General features: G+C 68.1%; 19 protein-coding genes. 14 read left to right on the top strand and 5 right to left on the bottom strand.

The window, feature by feature from the left end:
* The first annotated feature begins 4 nt into the window (after positions 1–4).
* Together L8G49_RS09745 and L8G49_RS09740 are read left to right on the top strand one after the other, a co-directional pair.
* A complete protein-coding gene (locus tag L8G49_RS09745; RefSeq protein ID WP_242141081.1) occupies positions 5–352 on the top strand; it encodes a helix-turn-helix domain-containing protein in 348 nt (115 codons plus the stop codon).
* Between the two features lie 648 nt (positions 353–1,000).
* The gene (locus L8G49_RS09740; RefSeq protein ID WP_242184973.1) at positions 1,001–1,333 is read left to right on the top strand and encodes a GFA family protein; all 333 of its coding nucleotides are present in this window, start codon (positions 1,001–1,003) and stop codon (positions 1,331–1,333) included.
* Positions 1,334–1,366: 33 nt separating this feature from the next.
* On the opposite strand, the gene L8G49_RS09735 is transcribed toward L8G49_RS09740, so the two are convergent.
* Positions 1,367–2,815, bottom strand: coding sequence for a hypothetical protein (locus L8G49_RS09735; protein ID WP_242184972.1), 1,449 nt, complete (start codon positions 2,813–2,815; stop codon positions 1,367–1,369).
* Positions 2,812–3,558 carry an ABC transporter ATP-binding protein gene (locus L8G49_RS09730; RefSeq protein WP_242137933.1) on the bottom strand — a complete coding sequence of 249 codons (747 nt, stop codon included), beginning with the start codon at positions 3,556–3,558 and terminating at the stop codon, positions 2,812–2,814. The genes L8G49_RS09735 and L8G49_RS09730 overlap by 4 nt, the downstream gene beginning before the upstream one ends.
* Before the next feature lie 174 nt (positions 3,559–3,732).
* Here L8G49_RS09730 and L8G49_RS09725 point away from each other — a divergent pair, with 174 nt between their 5' ends.
* From L8G49_RS09725 to L8G49_RS09685, 9 genes are all read left to right on the top strand, one after another.
* A complete protein-coding gene (locus L8G49_RS09725; RefSeq protein WP_242184971.1) occupies positions 3,733–4,260 on the top strand; it encodes a YbgC/FadM family acyl-CoA thioesterase in 528 nt (175 codons plus the stop codon).
* Between the two features lie 5 nt (positions 4,261–4,265).
* On the top strand, positions 4,266–4,958 hold the full coding sequence (gene tolQ / locus L8G49_RS09720; RefSeq protein ID WP_242138706.1) for a protein TolQ: 693 nt from the start codon (positions 4,266–4,268) through the stop codon (positions 4,956–4,958).
* Positions 4,959–4,961: 3 nt separating this feature from the next.
* A complete protein-coding gene (tolR, locus tag L8G49_RS09715; protein WP_242137931.1) occupies positions 4,962–5,399 on the top strand; it encodes a protein TolR in 438 nt (145 codons plus the stop codon).
* Between the two features lie 13 nt (positions 5,400–5,412).
* Positions 5,413–6,552 (top strand): cell envelope integrity protein TolA, encoded by a 1,140-nt coding sequence (gene tolA, locus L8G49_RS09710; protein ID WP_242184969.1) that lies wholly within the window; start codon positions 5,413–5,415, stop codon positions 6,550–6,552.
* Positions 6,553–6,562: 10 nt separating this feature from the next.
* Positions 6,563–7,978 carry a Tol-Pal system beta propeller repeat protein TolB gene (gene tolB / locus L8G49_RS09705; protein WP_242184958.1) on the top strand — a complete coding sequence of 472 codons (1,416 nt, stop codon included), beginning with the start codon at positions 6,563–6,565 and terminating at the stop codon, positions 7,976–7,978.
* Between the two features lie 85 nt (positions 7,979–8,063).
* A complete protein-coding gene (gene pal, locus L8G49_RS09700) occupies positions 8,064–8,573 on the top strand; it encodes a peptidoglycan-associated lipoprotein Pal (RefSeq protein WP_242184954.1) in 510 nt (169 codons plus the stop codon).
* Positions 8,574–8,989: 416 nt separating this feature from the next.
* Complete coding sequence (locus L8G49_RS09695) at positions 8,990–9,892, top strand: SPFH domain-containing protein (protein ID WP_242137927.1); 903 nt, start codon at positions 8,990–8,992, stop codon at positions 9,890–9,892.
* Positions 9,893–9,902: 10 nt separating this feature from the next.
* Positions 9,903–10,124 (top strand): toxin-antitoxin system HicB family antitoxin, encoded by a 222-nt coding sequence (locus L8G49_RS09690; protein WP_242137926.1) that lies wholly within the window; start codon positions 9,903–9,905, stop codon positions 10,122–10,124.
* A complete protein-coding gene (locus L8G49_RS09685; protein ID WP_242184952.1) occupies positions 10,108–10,353 on the top strand; it encodes a hypothetical protein in 246 nt (81 codons plus the stop codon). Before L8G49_RS09690 ends, L8G49_RS09685 begins: the two co-directional genes overlap by 17 nt.
* Positions 10,354–10,629: 276 nt before the next feature.
* Here the strand turns inward: L8G49_RS09685 and L8G49_RS09680 are convergent, their stop codons facing one another.
* The 3 genes from L8G49_RS09680 to L8G49_RS09670 are packed head-to-tail and all read right to left on the bottom strand — an operon-like array spanning position 10,630 to position 13,601.
* Complete coding sequence (locus L8G49_RS09680) at positions 10,630–11,505, bottom strand: S1/P1 nuclease (protein ID WP_242184950.1); 876 nt, start codon at positions 11,503–11,505, stop codon at positions 10,630–10,632.
* A 45-nt stretch (positions 11,506–11,550) separates the two neighbouring features.
* Positions 11,551–12,462, bottom strand: a complete 912-nt coding sequence (locus L8G49_RS09675; protein WP_242184948.1) for an isoaspartyl peptidase/L-asparaginase — start codon at positions 12,460–12,462, stop codon at positions 11,551–11,553.
* Complete coding sequence (locus L8G49_RS09670) at positions 12,459–13,601, bottom strand: acyltransferase family protein (RefSeq protein WP_242184938.1); 1,143 nt, start codon at positions 13,599–13,601, stop codon at positions 12,459–12,461. Before L8G49_RS09670 ends, L8G49_RS09675 begins: the two co-directional genes overlap by 4 nt.
* A gap of 132 nt (positions 13,602–13,733) precedes the next feature.
* Between L8G49_RS09670 and ispG the strand changes: the two genes are divergently transcribed.
* From ispG to L8G49_RS09655, 3 genes are read left to right on the top strand one after another with little or no spacing between them, the layout of a single operon-like run.
* The gene (ispG, locus tag L8G49_RS09665; RefSeq protein ID WP_242184935.1) at positions 13,734–14,879 is read left to right on the top strand and encodes a flavodoxin-dependent (E)-4-hydroxy-3-methylbut-2-enyl-diphosphate synthase; all 1,146 of its coding nucleotides are present in this window, start codon (positions 13,734–13,736) and stop codon (positions 14,877–14,879) included.
* A gap of 36 nt (positions 14,880–14,915) precedes the next feature.
* Positions 14,916–15,212 carry an AbrB/MazE/SpoVT family DNA-binding domain-containing protein gene (locus L8G49_RS09660; RefSeq protein ID WP_242137920.1) on the top strand — a complete coding sequence of 99 codons (297 nt, stop codon included), beginning with the start codon at positions 14,916–14,918 and terminating at the stop codon, positions 15,210–15,212.
* A complete protein-coding gene (locus L8G49_RS09655; protein WP_242184918.1) occupies positions 15,209–15,586 on the top strand; it encodes a type II toxin-antitoxin system VapC family toxin in 378 nt (125 codons plus the stop codon). Before L8G49_RS09660 ends, L8G49_RS09655 begins: the two co-directional genes overlap by 4 nt.
* Positions 15,587–15,666 lie beyond the last annotated feature (80 nt).

Genomic DNA, 15,666 nt, shown 5'->3' with positions numbered 1-15,666 from the left:
TAAGGTGCCTGTTACGCTGGAGCACCGGGCTGCCTGTCTCGGACCTGACGGCACCTCCGAACATGTGATTCGCGTAATCCGTATGATTCAGGGTCGCTGGAAGCTCCCGATCCTGTTTCGCCTTTTTGCTGACCCGAGCCTGCGGTCTTCGCAGTTGATGCGCGACATGCCCGACATTTCGCAGAAAATGCTGACGCAGCATTTGCGGGAGCTAGAGATAGACCGCCTCATTGAGCGGATCGACTTCGAGGAAAAACCGCTTCGTGTCGAATACCGGCTGTCGGAGGAGGGGCGGCAACTGATGCCGCTCTTATTCGAGGCCCGACGCTTTTCCGCTAGCCATCCTGAATAGCCGTTCCCTTTCGGCCCGCCTTGCTCATTCCGGGGCGGGATGTCGGAAGCACCTCGAATGTCCCCTTCTGCCGAAAGCTGACCTCCGGCATCGGGTCAGCGAACGACCGGTTCGTCCCAGAACGCGCCGACCGCAATCGACCAACTCTCGCCGTTCAGCCTGACGCGTAGGTTGCCAACATCACAGCGTCACACGCCCCCTTTTCCGTCATCCCCGCGCCGGCGGGGATCCATACTGGCGGACGGCGCAGTGCGGGAAGGACCGGGCCAATGGAGTCCCGCCCAGGCGCGATCACTGCGCAGGTCGCGCTGCCCCCCCGTCACCCCGGCGCAGGCCGGGGCCGCCCGGTTGGCCAGCCCCTGCCGGCGATACGGCGCTCGATCGCACCGGCACGCCCGGGGAACCCTACGGCCCCGGCCTGCGCCGGGGTGACGGCCGGGCGCCGAGCGACTTTTGCGGAGGACTTGCCGCCGCGGGAATGACGGACAGGCTAAAAGACATTCCGCCCCCCGCCACCGTCATCTCCGCCAAGGGCCGCGCCCCGCCCGAGATCGGCCACCAAAACCCGGGATCATCGCGCGCGCGATCCGTCACCAACCGTCTGAGCACCGCTTGCGGCCCGTCCGGCGCTGCGTGTAAACCGGCGGCATGGTCGTCCAGGGAAGCTGCCATTGCGGAAACGTGCGGGTGGAACTGCCGCATGCGCCGGCGTGGGTCGCGGCGTGCACCTGTTCGCTGTGCCGTCGGCTCGCCTGGCGCGTCGCCTATTTCCCGCCTGAGCAGGTCCGCATCACGGGGGAAACGACCGCCTATGTCTGGGGCGACCGGATGATCGGCATCCATCACTGCCCGGTGTGCGGCTGCGGAACCCATTGGCAGTCGCTCGGGGAGGATTTCGGGAAGATGGGGATCAACGCGCGCCTGCTCGATGGCTTCGATGAACAGGCGATCGAGGTCAGGACGTTCGACAATGCGGACTGACGCCGCCGGGCAACCGCCGCGCCGCGCGCGGGATCATCGCAGCGTCGCCATCCCCCCGCTCACCAGGAACACCAGCGCCGCCGCGCCGCCGCCGAACACCAAAGCGATCAGCAGCGACAGGATCCCCGCCACGATCGATCCCGACCGGCGCTTGTTGAACGCGCCGCGCTTGCCCGGCTTGCCGAGCTTGAGCTCGACATAGCCGGCGGAGCCGCCGCCCAGCACCGTCATCGCCAGCGTGATCACCGCGCCGACCGGTGTCTGCAGCGACAGCACGATCGGCAGGACCAGCACGAACGGCGCGGCCATCGCGAAGGCGGCGAGCAGCTTGGCATTGTCGACCGCGTCGCGCGCGACCGGGGCGACCTGGAGCAGGTCGGGCGCGTCCTCGGCCGAGACGGTCAGCCAGGCGAAACTGCCGACCAGCTGGCTCGCGATCAATACGCTCGCAAAGGCGAGCGCGGCGGGGATCGGCACCGCGTGGCGATTGCCGATCAGCCCGAGCACCAGCGGCGCGAGATAGATCAGCCGCAGCACGATCTGGAAGGCGAGCGCGGGGTCGCGCGCGAGCAGTTTCCATTCCTTGGCGAAGACCGTGCGGGTCAGGCCGGCGTGGAACAACCGTCCGCTCGCGCGCCCGGTCGGGCGGGTGCGCGACAGCTTGATCTCGCCGTCGAGATACCCCGCCAGGAACGACCGTTCGAGCGTCACCCCCGCGCCCGCGAACAGGACGAGACCGACGCCGAGCACCAGCGCGATCGCGAGCGGATCGCCGAACGCCGCGCGCGCCGGGAGGCCGCTGATGCCCGTCGTGCCGATCCCCGCTGCCTGGAGCCGCTCGAACAGTGCGACGAAGGTGCTGCGGCCGCTCGCGCTGCGCGGCATCAGCTGCGTCGCGAGGAACAGCGACCCGCCCAGCACCGCCGCGGCGATCTGTCCGACGGTGCGCGCGGCGCGCGGGCCGACCGACGTCGCGATCAGCAGGGTCAGCCCGAGCCCGAGCGACGCCGCGACCAGTGCCAGCGCCACCAGCACCGCGACCAGCCCGAACAGCCGCGGATGCCCGAGCACCGCGACCGGCACGACGATCGGCAGCACCAGCACCGCATAGGTCAGCGCGATCGTCGCGACGATCCCGAGCAGCTTGGCGAGCAGCACCGTCCGCCCCGGGATCGGCGCGGACAGCAGCAGTTGCAAATCGCCGCTCTGGTACAGCGTCCGCTGGCTGCCGATCATCGCCTGCGCGGTCATGAAGCTGAGCGCGAGCAGGCAGATCGCGAGCAGACCGGTCATCGCGGCGGGCGGGATCGGGATCGGCTGGTCGCGCAACCCCCAGGCGAGCGCGACCCCGATCAGGCACCAGCCGGCGAGCAGCAGATAGCCGATCCAGCGCGCCACGCCCCGCCGCGGCCGCGCGCGGACGGCGAGGCGCAGTTCGTGCAGCGCGAGCCAGGTGAAGCTCGCCGGGCGCGCGAGGCTCATGCGGCGACCGCGGGCGCGCTGGTCAGGCGGATGAACGTGTCCTCCAGCGTCATGCCCTCGGTCCCGGCACGGTCGCGCAGGTCCTGCAGCGTGCCTTCCGCCAGCAGCCGCCCGCCCGCGATGATCCCGATCCGGTCCGCCAGCCGCTCGGCGACCTCCAGGATATGCGTGGTGACGATCACGGTCTTGCCCGCATCGACCTGCGCGCGCAGCGCATCCTTGACGAGGCGCGCCATGCTCGCGTCGAGCCCGGTCAGCGGTTCGTCGAGGATCAGCAGACGTGGATCGTGGATCAGCGCGCCCGCCAGCGCGACCTTCTGCTTCATCCCGCGCGAGAACCCCTCGCACCGCGTGTCGCGCTGCTCCCACAGGTCGAGCCAGTGGAGCAGCCGGTCGGCTTCGGCGGCGGCATGGGCTGGGTCCATCCGCCACAGCCCCGCGACGAAGGCGAGATATTCGAGCGGGGTGAGCTTGTCGTACAGCATCGCCTCGTCGGGCAGCCACGCGGTGATCGCCTTGGCGCCGAGCGGATTGCGCCGTGTGTCGATCCCGAAGATCTCGATCGTCCCGGCATCGGGCATGGCCAGTCCCGCGACCATCCGCAAGGTCGTCGTCTTGCCCGCGCCATTTGGCCCGAGCAGCGCGTACAATTGCCCCGCCGCGATATCGAGGTCGAGACCCTGGATGACGGGCTTGTCGAAGCTCTTCGCAAGCCCCCGGATGCGCAGCGCTGAATCGGTCATCTGTTCTGTTTAAGCGGTACACTGGTGCCGTCCAGCCGGATCGCCGTCGCCGCGCGGGGTTTTCGTTGCGACCACTTGCCGCTAGAGCGAGGCGGAATGCCGCAGACCGATCCCGCCATGCCTGCTCCGACGGGGCCTGTTCTTACGGGGCCTGTTCCGACGGGGCCTGTTCCGATGGGGTCCGCCCGCGGCGATGTCCCGCGCGATCCGCCGCCGTCGCCTGGCGCAACGGCCGACGACCAGCCCGCCAGCGGACGGATCGTGGCGGGCGCGCACCGTTTCCCGCTGCGCGTCTATTTCGAGGACACCGATCTCTCGGGGATCGTCTACCACGCCAATTACCTGCGCTACATGGAACGGGCGCGCTCCGACATGCTGGTGCGCGCCGGGATCGACCAGCGCGCGCACCAGGAGGCGGGCGGCGGCGCCTATGCGGTGACCGCGCTCGCGATCCGCTACAAGGCGCCCGCGCGGCTCGACGATGCGCTGGTGGTGGTGACGCGGCTGCGGCACATTCGCGCCGCTTCGGTCGATATTCATCAACAGGTCATGTGCGGCGGTCAGATACTGACCGACGCCGAGGTGACGGCGGCGCTGGTGTCGCCCACCGGGCGGCCGCTGCGCCAGCCACGCGAATGGATTGCCGCGTTTCAGCAGGTGCTGGGCGAAACGCAGACACCATTAGGGGAAAAGACGTCGTGAACGAGATGATGCTGAATACCGATGCGGCGAGCATGTCGCCGATCGCGCTGTTCCTCCAGGCCGATCTGGTGGTGAAGGGCGTGATGATCGGCCTGTTGCTGGCCAGCGTCTGGACCTGGACGATCATCATCAGCTTCGTCCTGCGGCTGGGCAGCACGCGCCGCAAGATCGCCGCGTTCGAGAAGGAATTCTGGAAGGCCGAGGATATCGACGCCTTCTACAAGCAGCATGTCGACAGCAAGCTGCCGATCGCGCGCGTGTTCGTGGCGGGCGTCGCCGAATGGCGGCGCTCGACCGTCGGCGGGCAGGTCGATCGCGCGGCGACGCGGGAACGGCTCGCCACCGCGATGGGCGCATCGGTCGCGAACGAGATCGACCTCCTGTCCGACCGGCTCAACATCCTCGCGACGGTCGGCTCGGTCGCGCCGTTCGTCGGGCTGTTCGGCACGGTGTGGGGGATCATGCGCAGCTTCACCGGCATCGCCAGCGCGAACAACACGTCGCTCGCGGTGGTCGCGCCGGGGATCGCCGAGGCGCTGTTCGCCACCGCGATCGGCCTGTTCGCGGCGATCCCGGCGGTGATAGCGTACAACCGCTTCAGCCATGCGATCAACCGGATCGAGGCGCGCCTCAACCGCTTCGCCGACGGCTTCCACGCGACGCTCAGCCGGCAGCTCGAGAGCGAGGGGCGGCGCTGAGCGATGGCGATGAACCTCCCCTCGCAGCGTGGGCGCGGTCGACGCGCGCCGATGGCCGACATCAACGTGACGCCGATGGTCGACGTGATGCTCGTGCTGCTGATCATCTTCATGGTCACCGCCCCGCTGCTCACCGCGGGCGTGCCGGTGAACCTGCCCGACAGCCGCGCCAAGGCGCTCGACCAGGACCAGAAGCCGATCGAGATCTCGATCGACAATCAGGGCCAGGTGTTCGTCGCCAAGGATCTGGTCGGCGATGCGATGCTGCCCGACATCCTGTCGCAACTCGCCGCCAAGGCCGATCCCGCCAAGCCGCCGCAGGTGTTCCTGCGCGCGGACACCAAGCTGGATTACGGCAAGGTGATGCGCGTGATGGGCGAGCTCAACCGCGCCGGACTGAACCGCGTGGCGCTGGTGACGGTCAGCCAGGACGGCAACTGAGATGGACGGGCGGATGACCCGCGGCGAGGGGATCGCGCTCGGCATCGCCGCGCTCGGCCATGTCGCGCTGTTCGCGTTGCTGTCGCTGAGCTGGAGCGCGGCCAAGCTGCCGCCGCCCGCGACCAAGCCGATCGACGTGTCGCTGGTGCAGGACGTCGCGCTCGACCAGCGCGCGCCCGCCGCCGCCGAGCCGCCCGCACAATCCGCCGCGCCCGATTCCGGCCCGCCCGAAGACGCCGCCCCGCCGGCCGACGCCGTTCCGGCCGCCGCAGCGCCGGCTGCGCCCGAACCCGAGCCGCAGCCCCAGCCAAAGCCCCAGCCAAAAGCAGAACCGAAACCACAGCCCAAGCCGGTCGCGCAGCCAAAGCCCGAGCTCAAGCCGGTGGCCAAGCCCGTTGCGGTGCCCAAGCCACAGCCGAAGCCCGAACCAAAGGCGCAAGCCAAGCCGAAGCCGGTCCAAAAACCGTCTCCGCCGGAAAAGGCGGAACCCGCCAAGCCCAGCAAGGCAGATGTGGCCAAGGCCGCGCAGGAAAAGGCCGCCGAAGCAAAGGCCACCCAGGCCAGGGCCGCACAGGCGAAGGCAGCCGAGGCCAAGGCCGCGGCCGACGCCAAGGCGGTGGCCGATGCCAGGACAGCGAAAGCCGCGGCGGCCGCGAAGGCCGCGGCCAGCAAGAGCGCCGCGGCCAAGGGCAATGGCGCGAACGCCAAGTCGAGCAAGGCGCGCGCGACGGGTTCGCTGCTCGACGACGATTTCCGCAAGGGCCTGACGCAGAGCGCGAGCAAGGCCAAGACCTCCGACGCCGCGCCCGCCGCGGCGATGGACGGCAAGGCGGCCGCCGATATCGGTTCGGCGATCAAGCGACAGGTCCAGCCATGCGCGGATCGCCAGCCGATTCCGGGCCCGGGCGCGTCGCGCATCGTCGTGCTGGTCCACCTGTTGCTCAACCGCGATGGATCGCTTGCCGCTCGACCGACAATTTCGGATGACCGTCTCGGCGTCGACGATGAGAATCGGCGCTATGTCGACGTGGTCGACCGCAATGCGATTGCGACTTTTACCGGGTGTGCGCCGCTCCGCGGTCTGCCACCCGAGCTTTACGACGTGCCGCACGGGTGGAAGAAGTTCGCCCTGCGCTACAAACTTCCGGGCTGAGGAATTGCCGATGCTTCCCAAGATGATGCTCAAGACCCTGCTGGCGGTGTCCGGTGCCGCGCTGATCGCGGGGACCGCGGCGGCGCAGGACGCGCCCGCATCGCAACCCGCGCCGGCCCCCCAGGCCGGGGTGGCGAACCCGCAGCAGCCCAATGCGCAGCAACAGGGCGAACTGGTCGTAGACGTGGTCGGCGGGATCGCCGCGCCGCTCGGCATCGCGGTCCCGACGATGCCGACCAGCGAGGCGGTCGATACCCCGGCGGGGCGGACCGACGTGCTCGGTGCGCAGCTGTCGAAGATCATCACCACCGACTTGCGCAATTCAGGCCTGTTCAAGCCGCTCGAGGCCGGACTGAAGCCCGTGACGGTGCCCGAAGTGTCCGCCCCGACGTTCGAATATTGGTCCGGGGCGGGGGCGTCCGCGCTGGTCCAGGGCTATGTCCGCGCAACCGGCGACGGCACGCTGACGGTCGGCTGCTATCTGTACGACGTCACCTCGCGCAACGAGATCGCGCGGCAGGGGTTCGTCGTCCCGCCGAGCGACTGGCGCCGTGCCGGGCACAAGTGCGCCGACATGGTCTATTCCAAGCTGACCGGCGAAGGCCCCTATTTCGACAGCCGCGTCGTCTATGTCTCCGAGACCGGCCCCAAGGGCCACCGCATCAAGCGGCTCGCGATCATGGACCAGGACGGCGAGAACCACCGTTTCCTGACCAACGGCCAGGCGATCGCGTTGACCCCGCGGCTGTCGCCCGACCAGCGCTCGATCGTCTACATGAGCTATCTCAACGATCGCCCCGCGATCTATGTCTATGACATGGCGTCGGGGCGGCAGCGGTTGCTCGTCCCCAACACCGACCTGACCTTCGCGCCGCGCGTCTCGCCCGACAGCCGGTGGGTGCTGTTCTCGATGGCGCGCTCGGGCAACACCGACATCTACCGCGTGCCGATGGGCGGGGGGACGCCGCAGCGGCTGACCCAGTCCCCATCGATCGACACCGGCGGGACCTATTCGCCCGACGGCAGTCGGATCGCGTTCGAGAGCGACCGCTCCGGCACGCAGCAGCTGTACGTGATGAACGCCGACGGGTCGCAACAACAGCGGATCAGCTTCGGCTCCGGGCGCTATGCGACCCCGGTGTGGAGCCCGCGCGGCGACCTGATCGCCTATACCAAGATCGGGGGGGCGTTCCGCATCGGCGTGATGAGCCCGGCGGGCGGCAACGAGAAACTGCTGACCGACGGCGCACAGGACGAGGGCCCGAGCTGGTCGCCCAACGGCCGCGTGCTGATGTTCTTCCGCTCGACCGGCGGCGGCAGCGGCAAGGCGGATCTGTGGTCGGTCGATCTGACCGGAGTCAACGTGCGGCGGGTGCCGACCGTGCTCGACGGATCCGATCCCGCGTGGGGACCGTTACGCCCCTGACATAGACGTGGATCAAATCACCGGGTGCAAGCTTACGCATCTCGTGTAACCGGATGTGCCGTTCCATTCCCCAAGGAGAAACCTGATGGCCAAAGTAACGACCTCGATCCTGATCGCGACCGCGCTGCTTGCGACGACGGCGTGCAGCAAGAAGCGGCCCGCGGTCATTCCGCCCGCGCCGAGCAATACTGCGCCGGTCGATCCCAATGCCGGCGGCAATGGCGCGATCATTCCGGGGTCGCGTGCGGATTTCGAACGCTCGGTCACCAGCAACACTGTCAACTTCGCGCTCGACAGCTATGACATCGACGGTTCGGCGCGCGCGATCCTCGACAGCCAGGCGGCGTGGCTCGCCAAATATCCGAACGTGACGGTCAGCCTCGAAGGTCATTGCGACGAGCGCGGGACGCGCGAGTACAACCTCGCGCTCGGCGACCGCCGCGCCAATTCGGCGAAGAACTACCTCGCGGCGCGCGGTGTCGCGGCGGGGCGGATCTCGACGATCAGCTACGGCAAGGAGCGCCCGATCGCGCTGGGTTCGGACGAGCAGAGCCTCGCGCAGAACCGTCGCGCGGTGACGATCGTCCTGAACTGATCCAATTACGGATCGGTCGGGAAGGGGGCGGTGTCCGGGAGGGCGCCGCCCTTTTTTTGTGCGTTCGCTGTTCCACGGTGGGCGACGCTTCCGCATCCTCCGTTCGGGCTGAGCGTAGTCGAAGCCCCTTGCACGGCGCAGGCCCTTCGACTGCGCTCAGGGCGAACGGGGTGGGGTGGCCGCCCCCACTGCACACTGGCGTAGAGTGGGGCGCGTTACCCGTCGCCTCATACCGCCGTCATGCCGAACTCGTTTCGGCATCCACCGTGCCGCACATCCGACGGGCGTTTGCCAAAAGACGTCGCTGGATCCCGAAACAAGTTCGGGATGACGGGTGCGTGGGACTGTGACCACCTCTCCTTTACCCCACCCGGAAATTGATATAAATATGATATCATAATAAACGGGAGGTCCGCATGTCCGAGTCGATCGCACGCAACACCGCGCTCACCTTGTCCGCCGAGCAATCGGCGACGACGTCGAGCGGGTACGCGATGCTGCTGGTGATGGTTGCCGCGATCGCGTTCGCGGGCTTCGGCCTGACGGCGCTCCGCCAGGAGTCCGATTTCGGCGGCGTGATCATCACCGCCGCCGCGCTGGTGTGCGTGTTCGTGGCCGGCGGTTTCTACATGCAGCAACCCAATCAGGCGACCGCGATCACATTGTTCGGCGCGTACAAGGGGACCGATCGCAGGACCGGGTTGCGCTGGGTGCTGCCGTGGCTCGGGCGCAAGCGCGTGTCGCTGCGCGCGAACAACATGATTTCCGAGCGATTGAAGGTCAACGATTTGCGCGGCAACCCGATCGAGATCGCGGCGCAGGTCGTATGGCGCGTCACCGATACCGCGCAGGCGCTGTTCGACATCGACGATTACAAGGCGTTCGTGATCGTCCAGATCGAGGCGGCGGTCCGCACGATCGGCGCGCGCTATCCGTATGACGATTACGAGCATCAGGAAGTGACGCTGCGCGGCAACCACGACCAAGTCGGGGCGGAATTGCGGACCGAACTGATCGCGCGGCTGGTGACGGCCGGGATCACGGTCGACGAATGCGGTTTCACGCATCTGGCCTATGCGCCCGAGATCGCGGGCGCGATGCTGCGGCGGCAGCAGGCGCAGGCGGTGGTCGCCGCGCGCAAAACGCTGGTCGAGGGTGCGGTCGGCATGGTCGAGATGGCGCTCGACCTGTTGTCGGCCAAGGGCGTGGTCGAACTGGACGACGAGCGCCGCGCGGCGATGGTGTCGAACCTGATGGTCGTGTTGTGCGGTGAGCGCGACACCCAGCCGGTCGTCAACACCGGCTCGCTGTACCAATAGGCACGGACGGATGGCGGATCCCCCCGCGAGGAAGGCGTTTGCGCTGCGGCTCGACCCCGCGCTGCACGCGGCGGTCGAACGACTCGCGGCGGGCGAATTGCGCAGCGTCAACGCGCAGGTCGAATGCCTGCTGCGCGAGGCGCTCGCACGGCGCGGGGTGAAGCTGGAGGCGCCCAACCCGCCCCGACGTGGGCGACCCCCGAAGGAGGATGGTGATGCGGGACTCGAATGATGGCTATTGGTTCGTGCCCAAGGCATTTGGAATCGGCGCTACGCCGGTGACATGGCAGGGCTGGGCGCTGACGATCGGTTTCGTGGTGCTCGCGATGCTCGCGGTGACGCAACTGCCGAACCGGGTTGCGCAGACCGGAGTGCTCCTCGCGCTGATCCTGCTGTTCACGCTGATCGCGATCCGCAAGACGCGCGGGGGGTGGAGTTGGCGTTGGGGCGAGCGGGGGTAGGCTCCGCCTGCGACAGCGGTTGCGCGCGCCAACCTGGCGGCCCCGGCCTTCGCCGGGGTGACGACAGCCCCCCGTCACCCCGGCGCAGGCCGGGGCCGCCATCTTATCGGGCAAAACCGGCGATGCCGCATCCTGCCGTCCCGCCACGCCCGGGTAACGACACGACCCCGGCCTTCGCCGTGGCAAGGGATGCGGGATCAAGCGACTTTCGCAGAAGTTTCGCGCAGGCCGGGGCCGTCATGTCCTTGTCGTCAACCGCGTTGGTACGGGCGCGCCTTATCCCAGCGCCGCATCCAGCAGCTTCGCGAGCCGCAACCCGCCGCGCTCCACTTCCAGCCGCGCGACCGGCACCAGCTTCTCGATCGTCGCCTCGTCGAGCGTCACCCGCTCGGGCGTCGGCGCGCACGGATCGGCCATCACGCTCGCATAGGTCGCGTCATGCGCGACCTGCCAGCTTTCGCGGCTCCAGTCGGTGACGTCGCCCGCCGCGACCTTCGCCCGCACCGCAGGCGCATAGCGGTGCACCAGCGACGGCCCCGAAGTGATCGCGCGCTCGGCGAGCAGCCCGTCCCACACCGAATGGAGGTTGAGCCGCGGCGGACCATAACTGTCATAGGACGCCTTGACGTCGTTCCCGCCCTTGTCGTCCTTCTCGCCCGCATGGAGCGGCTGGTGGAGATCGCCGACGAAGTGGATCAGGAAGACGAGCGCCTGAAGCTTGTCCTTCTGCGATGCGCGGCGGTTCTTGAGCGTCGCGACGTCATGGGTGATCTGCGCCGAGACGCAATTGCCGTCCTTGCAAGCGTCGGTGAGCGAGAAGGGCCGGCAGATGCTGACGTCCTGGAAATGCCACGTGTAGGCATAGCCGAAGCGCGGCTTGCCGTCGGCGCCCTTGAGCGGCTTGATGCAATCCGCCCAGGTGCTCGCCTCGCTCATCGTGCCCGCCTTGCAGGTCGGCGTGTCGAGCAGCGCCTGCTGCTGGAGCAAGCGGCGGATCGCGACGCGAGTCTGCGGGCGAATGTTGGCCGCGGCGATCTGCGCGATCGTCTGGTGGCCATATTCCCAATAGGCCGCGGCGGGGGCCGCCCCGGCCGCAGCCAGACCGATGGAAACAGCGATCAACGCTGAACGAACGCGACGGATACGAGTCATGGCGCGCGCTGTAGCGCCTTGGCGGAGGGCGCGCCACTGTGTGTGTCAGTCCGCAAACACCCCGATCTCGCGCCCGCCCTCGGACGAAAGCCGCGCGCGGTACATGCCGGGGGTGGTGAAATGCCACGCCGCGGTGCCATCCGGCGCGGCGACGATCACCCCGCCGGTGCCGCCCATCGCGCGGACCTCGTCGAGCACCGCCTTTGCCGCGTCGGCCACCGGCTCCCCGCCAATCCGCGCGCGCGCGCAGATTTCGTGCGCCACGCCGACGCGGATGAAGAATTCGCCCGAGCCAGTGCACGAAATCGCGCCCGCGCGATCATCGGCATAGGTGCCCGCGCCGATCAGTGGCGAATCGCCGATCCGGCCCCAGCGTTTGCCGGTCACGCCGCCGGTCGAGGTGGCGGCGGCGACATGGCCGTGCGAATCGCACGCGACTGCACCGACGGTGCCGTATTTCATGTCGACGTCGAACTTGCCGCCGCCCGCGAGCATCTCCTCCAATTGCGCGCGGCGTTCGGGCAGGACGAGCCAGTCCTGCGTCGCGGGTTCGCAGCCTTGCTCGCGCGCGAACGTGTCCGCGCCTGCGCCGCTCAGCAGCACATGCGGGCTATGCGCCATCACCGCGCGCGCGAGCGAGACGGGATTGCGCGTCGCGGTGACGCCCGCGACCGATCCGGCATTCCGATCGCGCCCGTCCATGATCGCGGCGTCGAGTTCGGCGATTCCGTCGTGCGTCAGCGCGGCCCCGCGCCCCGAATTGAAGTGCGGATCGTCCTCCAGCACGCGCACCGCCGCCTCGACCGCGTCAAGTGCGCTGCCGTCGCCCGCGAGCACTGCCGCGCCGGCATCGAGCGCACGCCCCAGAGCGGCCTCGGCCCCCGCGACCTGCTCGGGCGTCAGCGTATCGCGCGTCATTTGCCCGGCACCGCCGTGGAGCATCAGGGTCCAGCTCATGTCGTATGTTCCTTGTGCGGGAAGGGGCGCAGCCCGATCAGCGGCCGCAGCCAGCCGATCTCGCGCCCGATCAGGTAAAACAGCCAGCAACCACCGATCGTCGCGACGACCAGTAGTGCGAATTCGGCAAGCGGCGACAAGGCGAACGGCAGCAGCGCGCCCTCGACCCCGACGATGATCGTCTGGTGGATGATGTAGAAGGGGAACACCGCCTCGGTCAGCGTCCGCCGCCAGCGCCGGTCGAAATTGAGGTAGCGATCGGCCAGTGCGATCAGCGCGACGACCGTGCTCCAGCCCTGTACCGCGCGCGACACCGCAAACAGCGTGCCATAGGGCCAGCCGGGCATGGTCCCGCCGGGCCAGCGCAGCTCGATCGCGGCGGCGACCGCGTAGCTCGCGACCGCGACGATCAGCGCCGCGAGCCACCAGCGATGGATCGCCGCGAGTGCCGCGGGCGAGCCCGCGAGCGCGAAGCCGAACAGGAAGCCGGGGAGATATTGCGCGTGCGACACGCTGTCGCGGACGAGGTCGTTGGTCGGCCCGATCCCCGGGAACAGCCACGCGCTGACCAGCACGAGCCACGCCATCGGCAGCAGCCACACCAGCACCGACCCGAACACCCGGTCGAACGCGGGCTGCAAGCTGCGCCGCCCGACCAGCGCGACCCCCACGACCAGCAGCATCGTATAGAGCCAGAGATATCCGACGAACCACAGATGCTGCCACGTCGGCAGCGGCAGCCCGCGCACGCGCGCGAAGCGGAAATAGTCGTGGAGCAGGAAATAGCCGAAATCATGGGCATACCCGCGCTGCGTGGTCAGCTCGATCCACGGCTGGATCGGCACAACGACCAGCACGCCGAACAGCAACGGGAGGAGCAGCCGCCACGTCCGGTTGCGCGCGAACCGCCCCGCGCCGTGCCCGCGTGCGAGCAACGCGCGGCTGGCATAGCCCGAAACGACGAACAGCAGCAGCAACCGCCAGCTGTTGAGCGCGAGCATCGGAATGACCACCCAGGGAATCGTATGCGCGGTCTTCGCGTGATAGCCCCAGGGGCCGAACACCATGCCGATATGGTAGAAGATGAGCAGGCCGAACGCGCCGATTCGCAGCCAGTCCAGACCATAATGCCGTTCCATCGCGCTTCCCTTAGCCGATGATCGCGCTTTGGCCAGCGCGACCGGGCGGGTGCGCACGCTTTCGCGCGGCAAAAGGTTCCCGTCCGGCGATCGAGACGCTATATCGACCCCGCAGCGAAGGAAATTCCCCCCATGTCCCTACGTCCGTGGCGCGATATCATGCGCCGTCAGTCCCGCCAGATCATGGTCGGCAACGTGCCGGTCGGCGGTGACGCGCCGGTCACCGTGCAGACGATGACCAACACCCCGACCAGCGATCCGCGTGCGACGATCGACCAGATCCGCCGCTGCGAGGATGCCGGCGTCGATCTGATCCGCGTCTCCTGCCCCGACGTCGAGAGCACCGCCGCGCTGAAGCAGATCGTCCGCGCGAGCCGCGTGCCGATCATCGCCGACATCCATTTCCATTATAAGCGGGCGCTCGAAGCCGCGGACGCTGGCGCGGCGTGCCTGCGGATCAACCCGGGCAACATCGGCTCGGCGTCGCGCGTGCGCGAAGTGATCGATGCCGCCAAGTCGAACGGTTGCGCGATCCGCATCGGCGTCAACGGCGGTTCGCTCGAAAAGCATCTGCTCGAAAAATACGGCGAGCCGTGCCCGGATGCGCTCGTCGAATCCGCGATGGATCACATCAAGATCCTGCAGGACCATGATTTCCACGAGTTCAAGGTTGCGGTGAAGGCGTCCGACTTCTTCCTCGCGGTCGCGGCCTATCATCAGCTGGCGGAGCAGGTCGATTGCCCGCTGCATCTCGGCATCACCGAGGCGGGCGGGTTCGTCGGCGGGACGGTCAAGTCGTCGATCGGGATCGGGTCGCTGCTGTGGGCCGGGATCGGCGACACGATCCGCGTCTCGCTCTCGGCCGAGCCCGAGGACGAAGTCCGCGTCGGGTTCGAGATCCTGAAGGCGCTCGGCATCCGCAACCGCGGTGTGCGCGTCGTGTCGTGCCCGTCGTGCGCGCGGCAGGGGTTCGACGTGATCCGCACCGTGCAGGCTTTGGAAGAGCGGCTCCAGCATATCCGCACGCCGATGTCGCTGTCGGTGCTCGGCTGCGTCGTCAACGGTCCGGGTGAAGCGCGCGAGACCGACATCGGGCTGACCGGTGGCGGCAACGGCAAGCACATGGTGTATCTGTCGGGCGTGACCGATCATACGGTCAACAGCGAGGATATGCTCGAGCACATCGTCAAGCTGGTCGAGGACAAGGCCGCGGCGATCGAAGCGCACGACGCGGCGCTGGCGGCGGCGGCGGTGCCGGTGCCCGTGGCGGCGGAATAGGTCCTGTGGTATCTGGTGGGTCCTGGAGGACCCACCATGACCTACCATGCCAAAGTAATTGCTGGCGGTACGATCGCCATCCCTCCGGAACTCCTTACAGAATTGGGAATCAAGGAAGGCGACTCGCTGGTGATCGAACGGGCGGAGGATGGCGGCTTGATCGTCAAGACCTACGCGCAGATCGTCAAAGAGGTGCAGCGTACGTTTCGCGCGATGCTGCCGCCCGACTATAGCGGCAGCATGGTCGATGAACTACTCGCGGAACGGCGGGCGGAAGCCGCACGCGAAGAGGCCGACCTCGAAGAATGGCTGCGGTCGCATCCGGCGCAATGAGCGTGGTTATGGATGCGTCCGCGGTCCTTGCGATCCTCTTTGGGGAACGTGGCGCGGACGTGGCGACCGCCTCGGCACGTGGCGCACGGCTCTCCACGGTCAATCTCACCGAAATTCTTGAGAAGATCGCACGCAGGACGGGCACCTGCGACGCGGTACTGCCGACACTCACCGAACTGAAGATCGACATCGTTCCGTTCGATCAGCATCAGGCGCGCCTGGCGGCCGATCTCAAGCCCCGGGTCGGCAAGAATGACTCGTTTGCCGATCGTGCGTGCCTGTCGCTCGCGCTTGCTTCCGCGCTGCCGGTCGTTTCTGCAGATCGCGCATGGGTCGACCTCGATATCGGAGTCGATATCCGCATGATCCGGTAGCCCGCTTCTGCGCCATGCGTGACGTTGGTGGCGCTCCTCGCTATGGGGCAGCGATGCGGCCTGTTTCCTCCTCATTGGCT

Source organism: Sphingomonas sp. CARO-RG-8B-R24-01 (genome assembly GCF_022662295.1).
Lineage (GTDB): Bacteria > Pseudomonadota > Alphaproteobacteria > Sphingomonadales > Sphingomonadaceae > Sphingomonas.
Note: the sequence above shows the minus strand (reverse complement) of the source record. Positions and strands in the feature narration are given on the sequence as shown.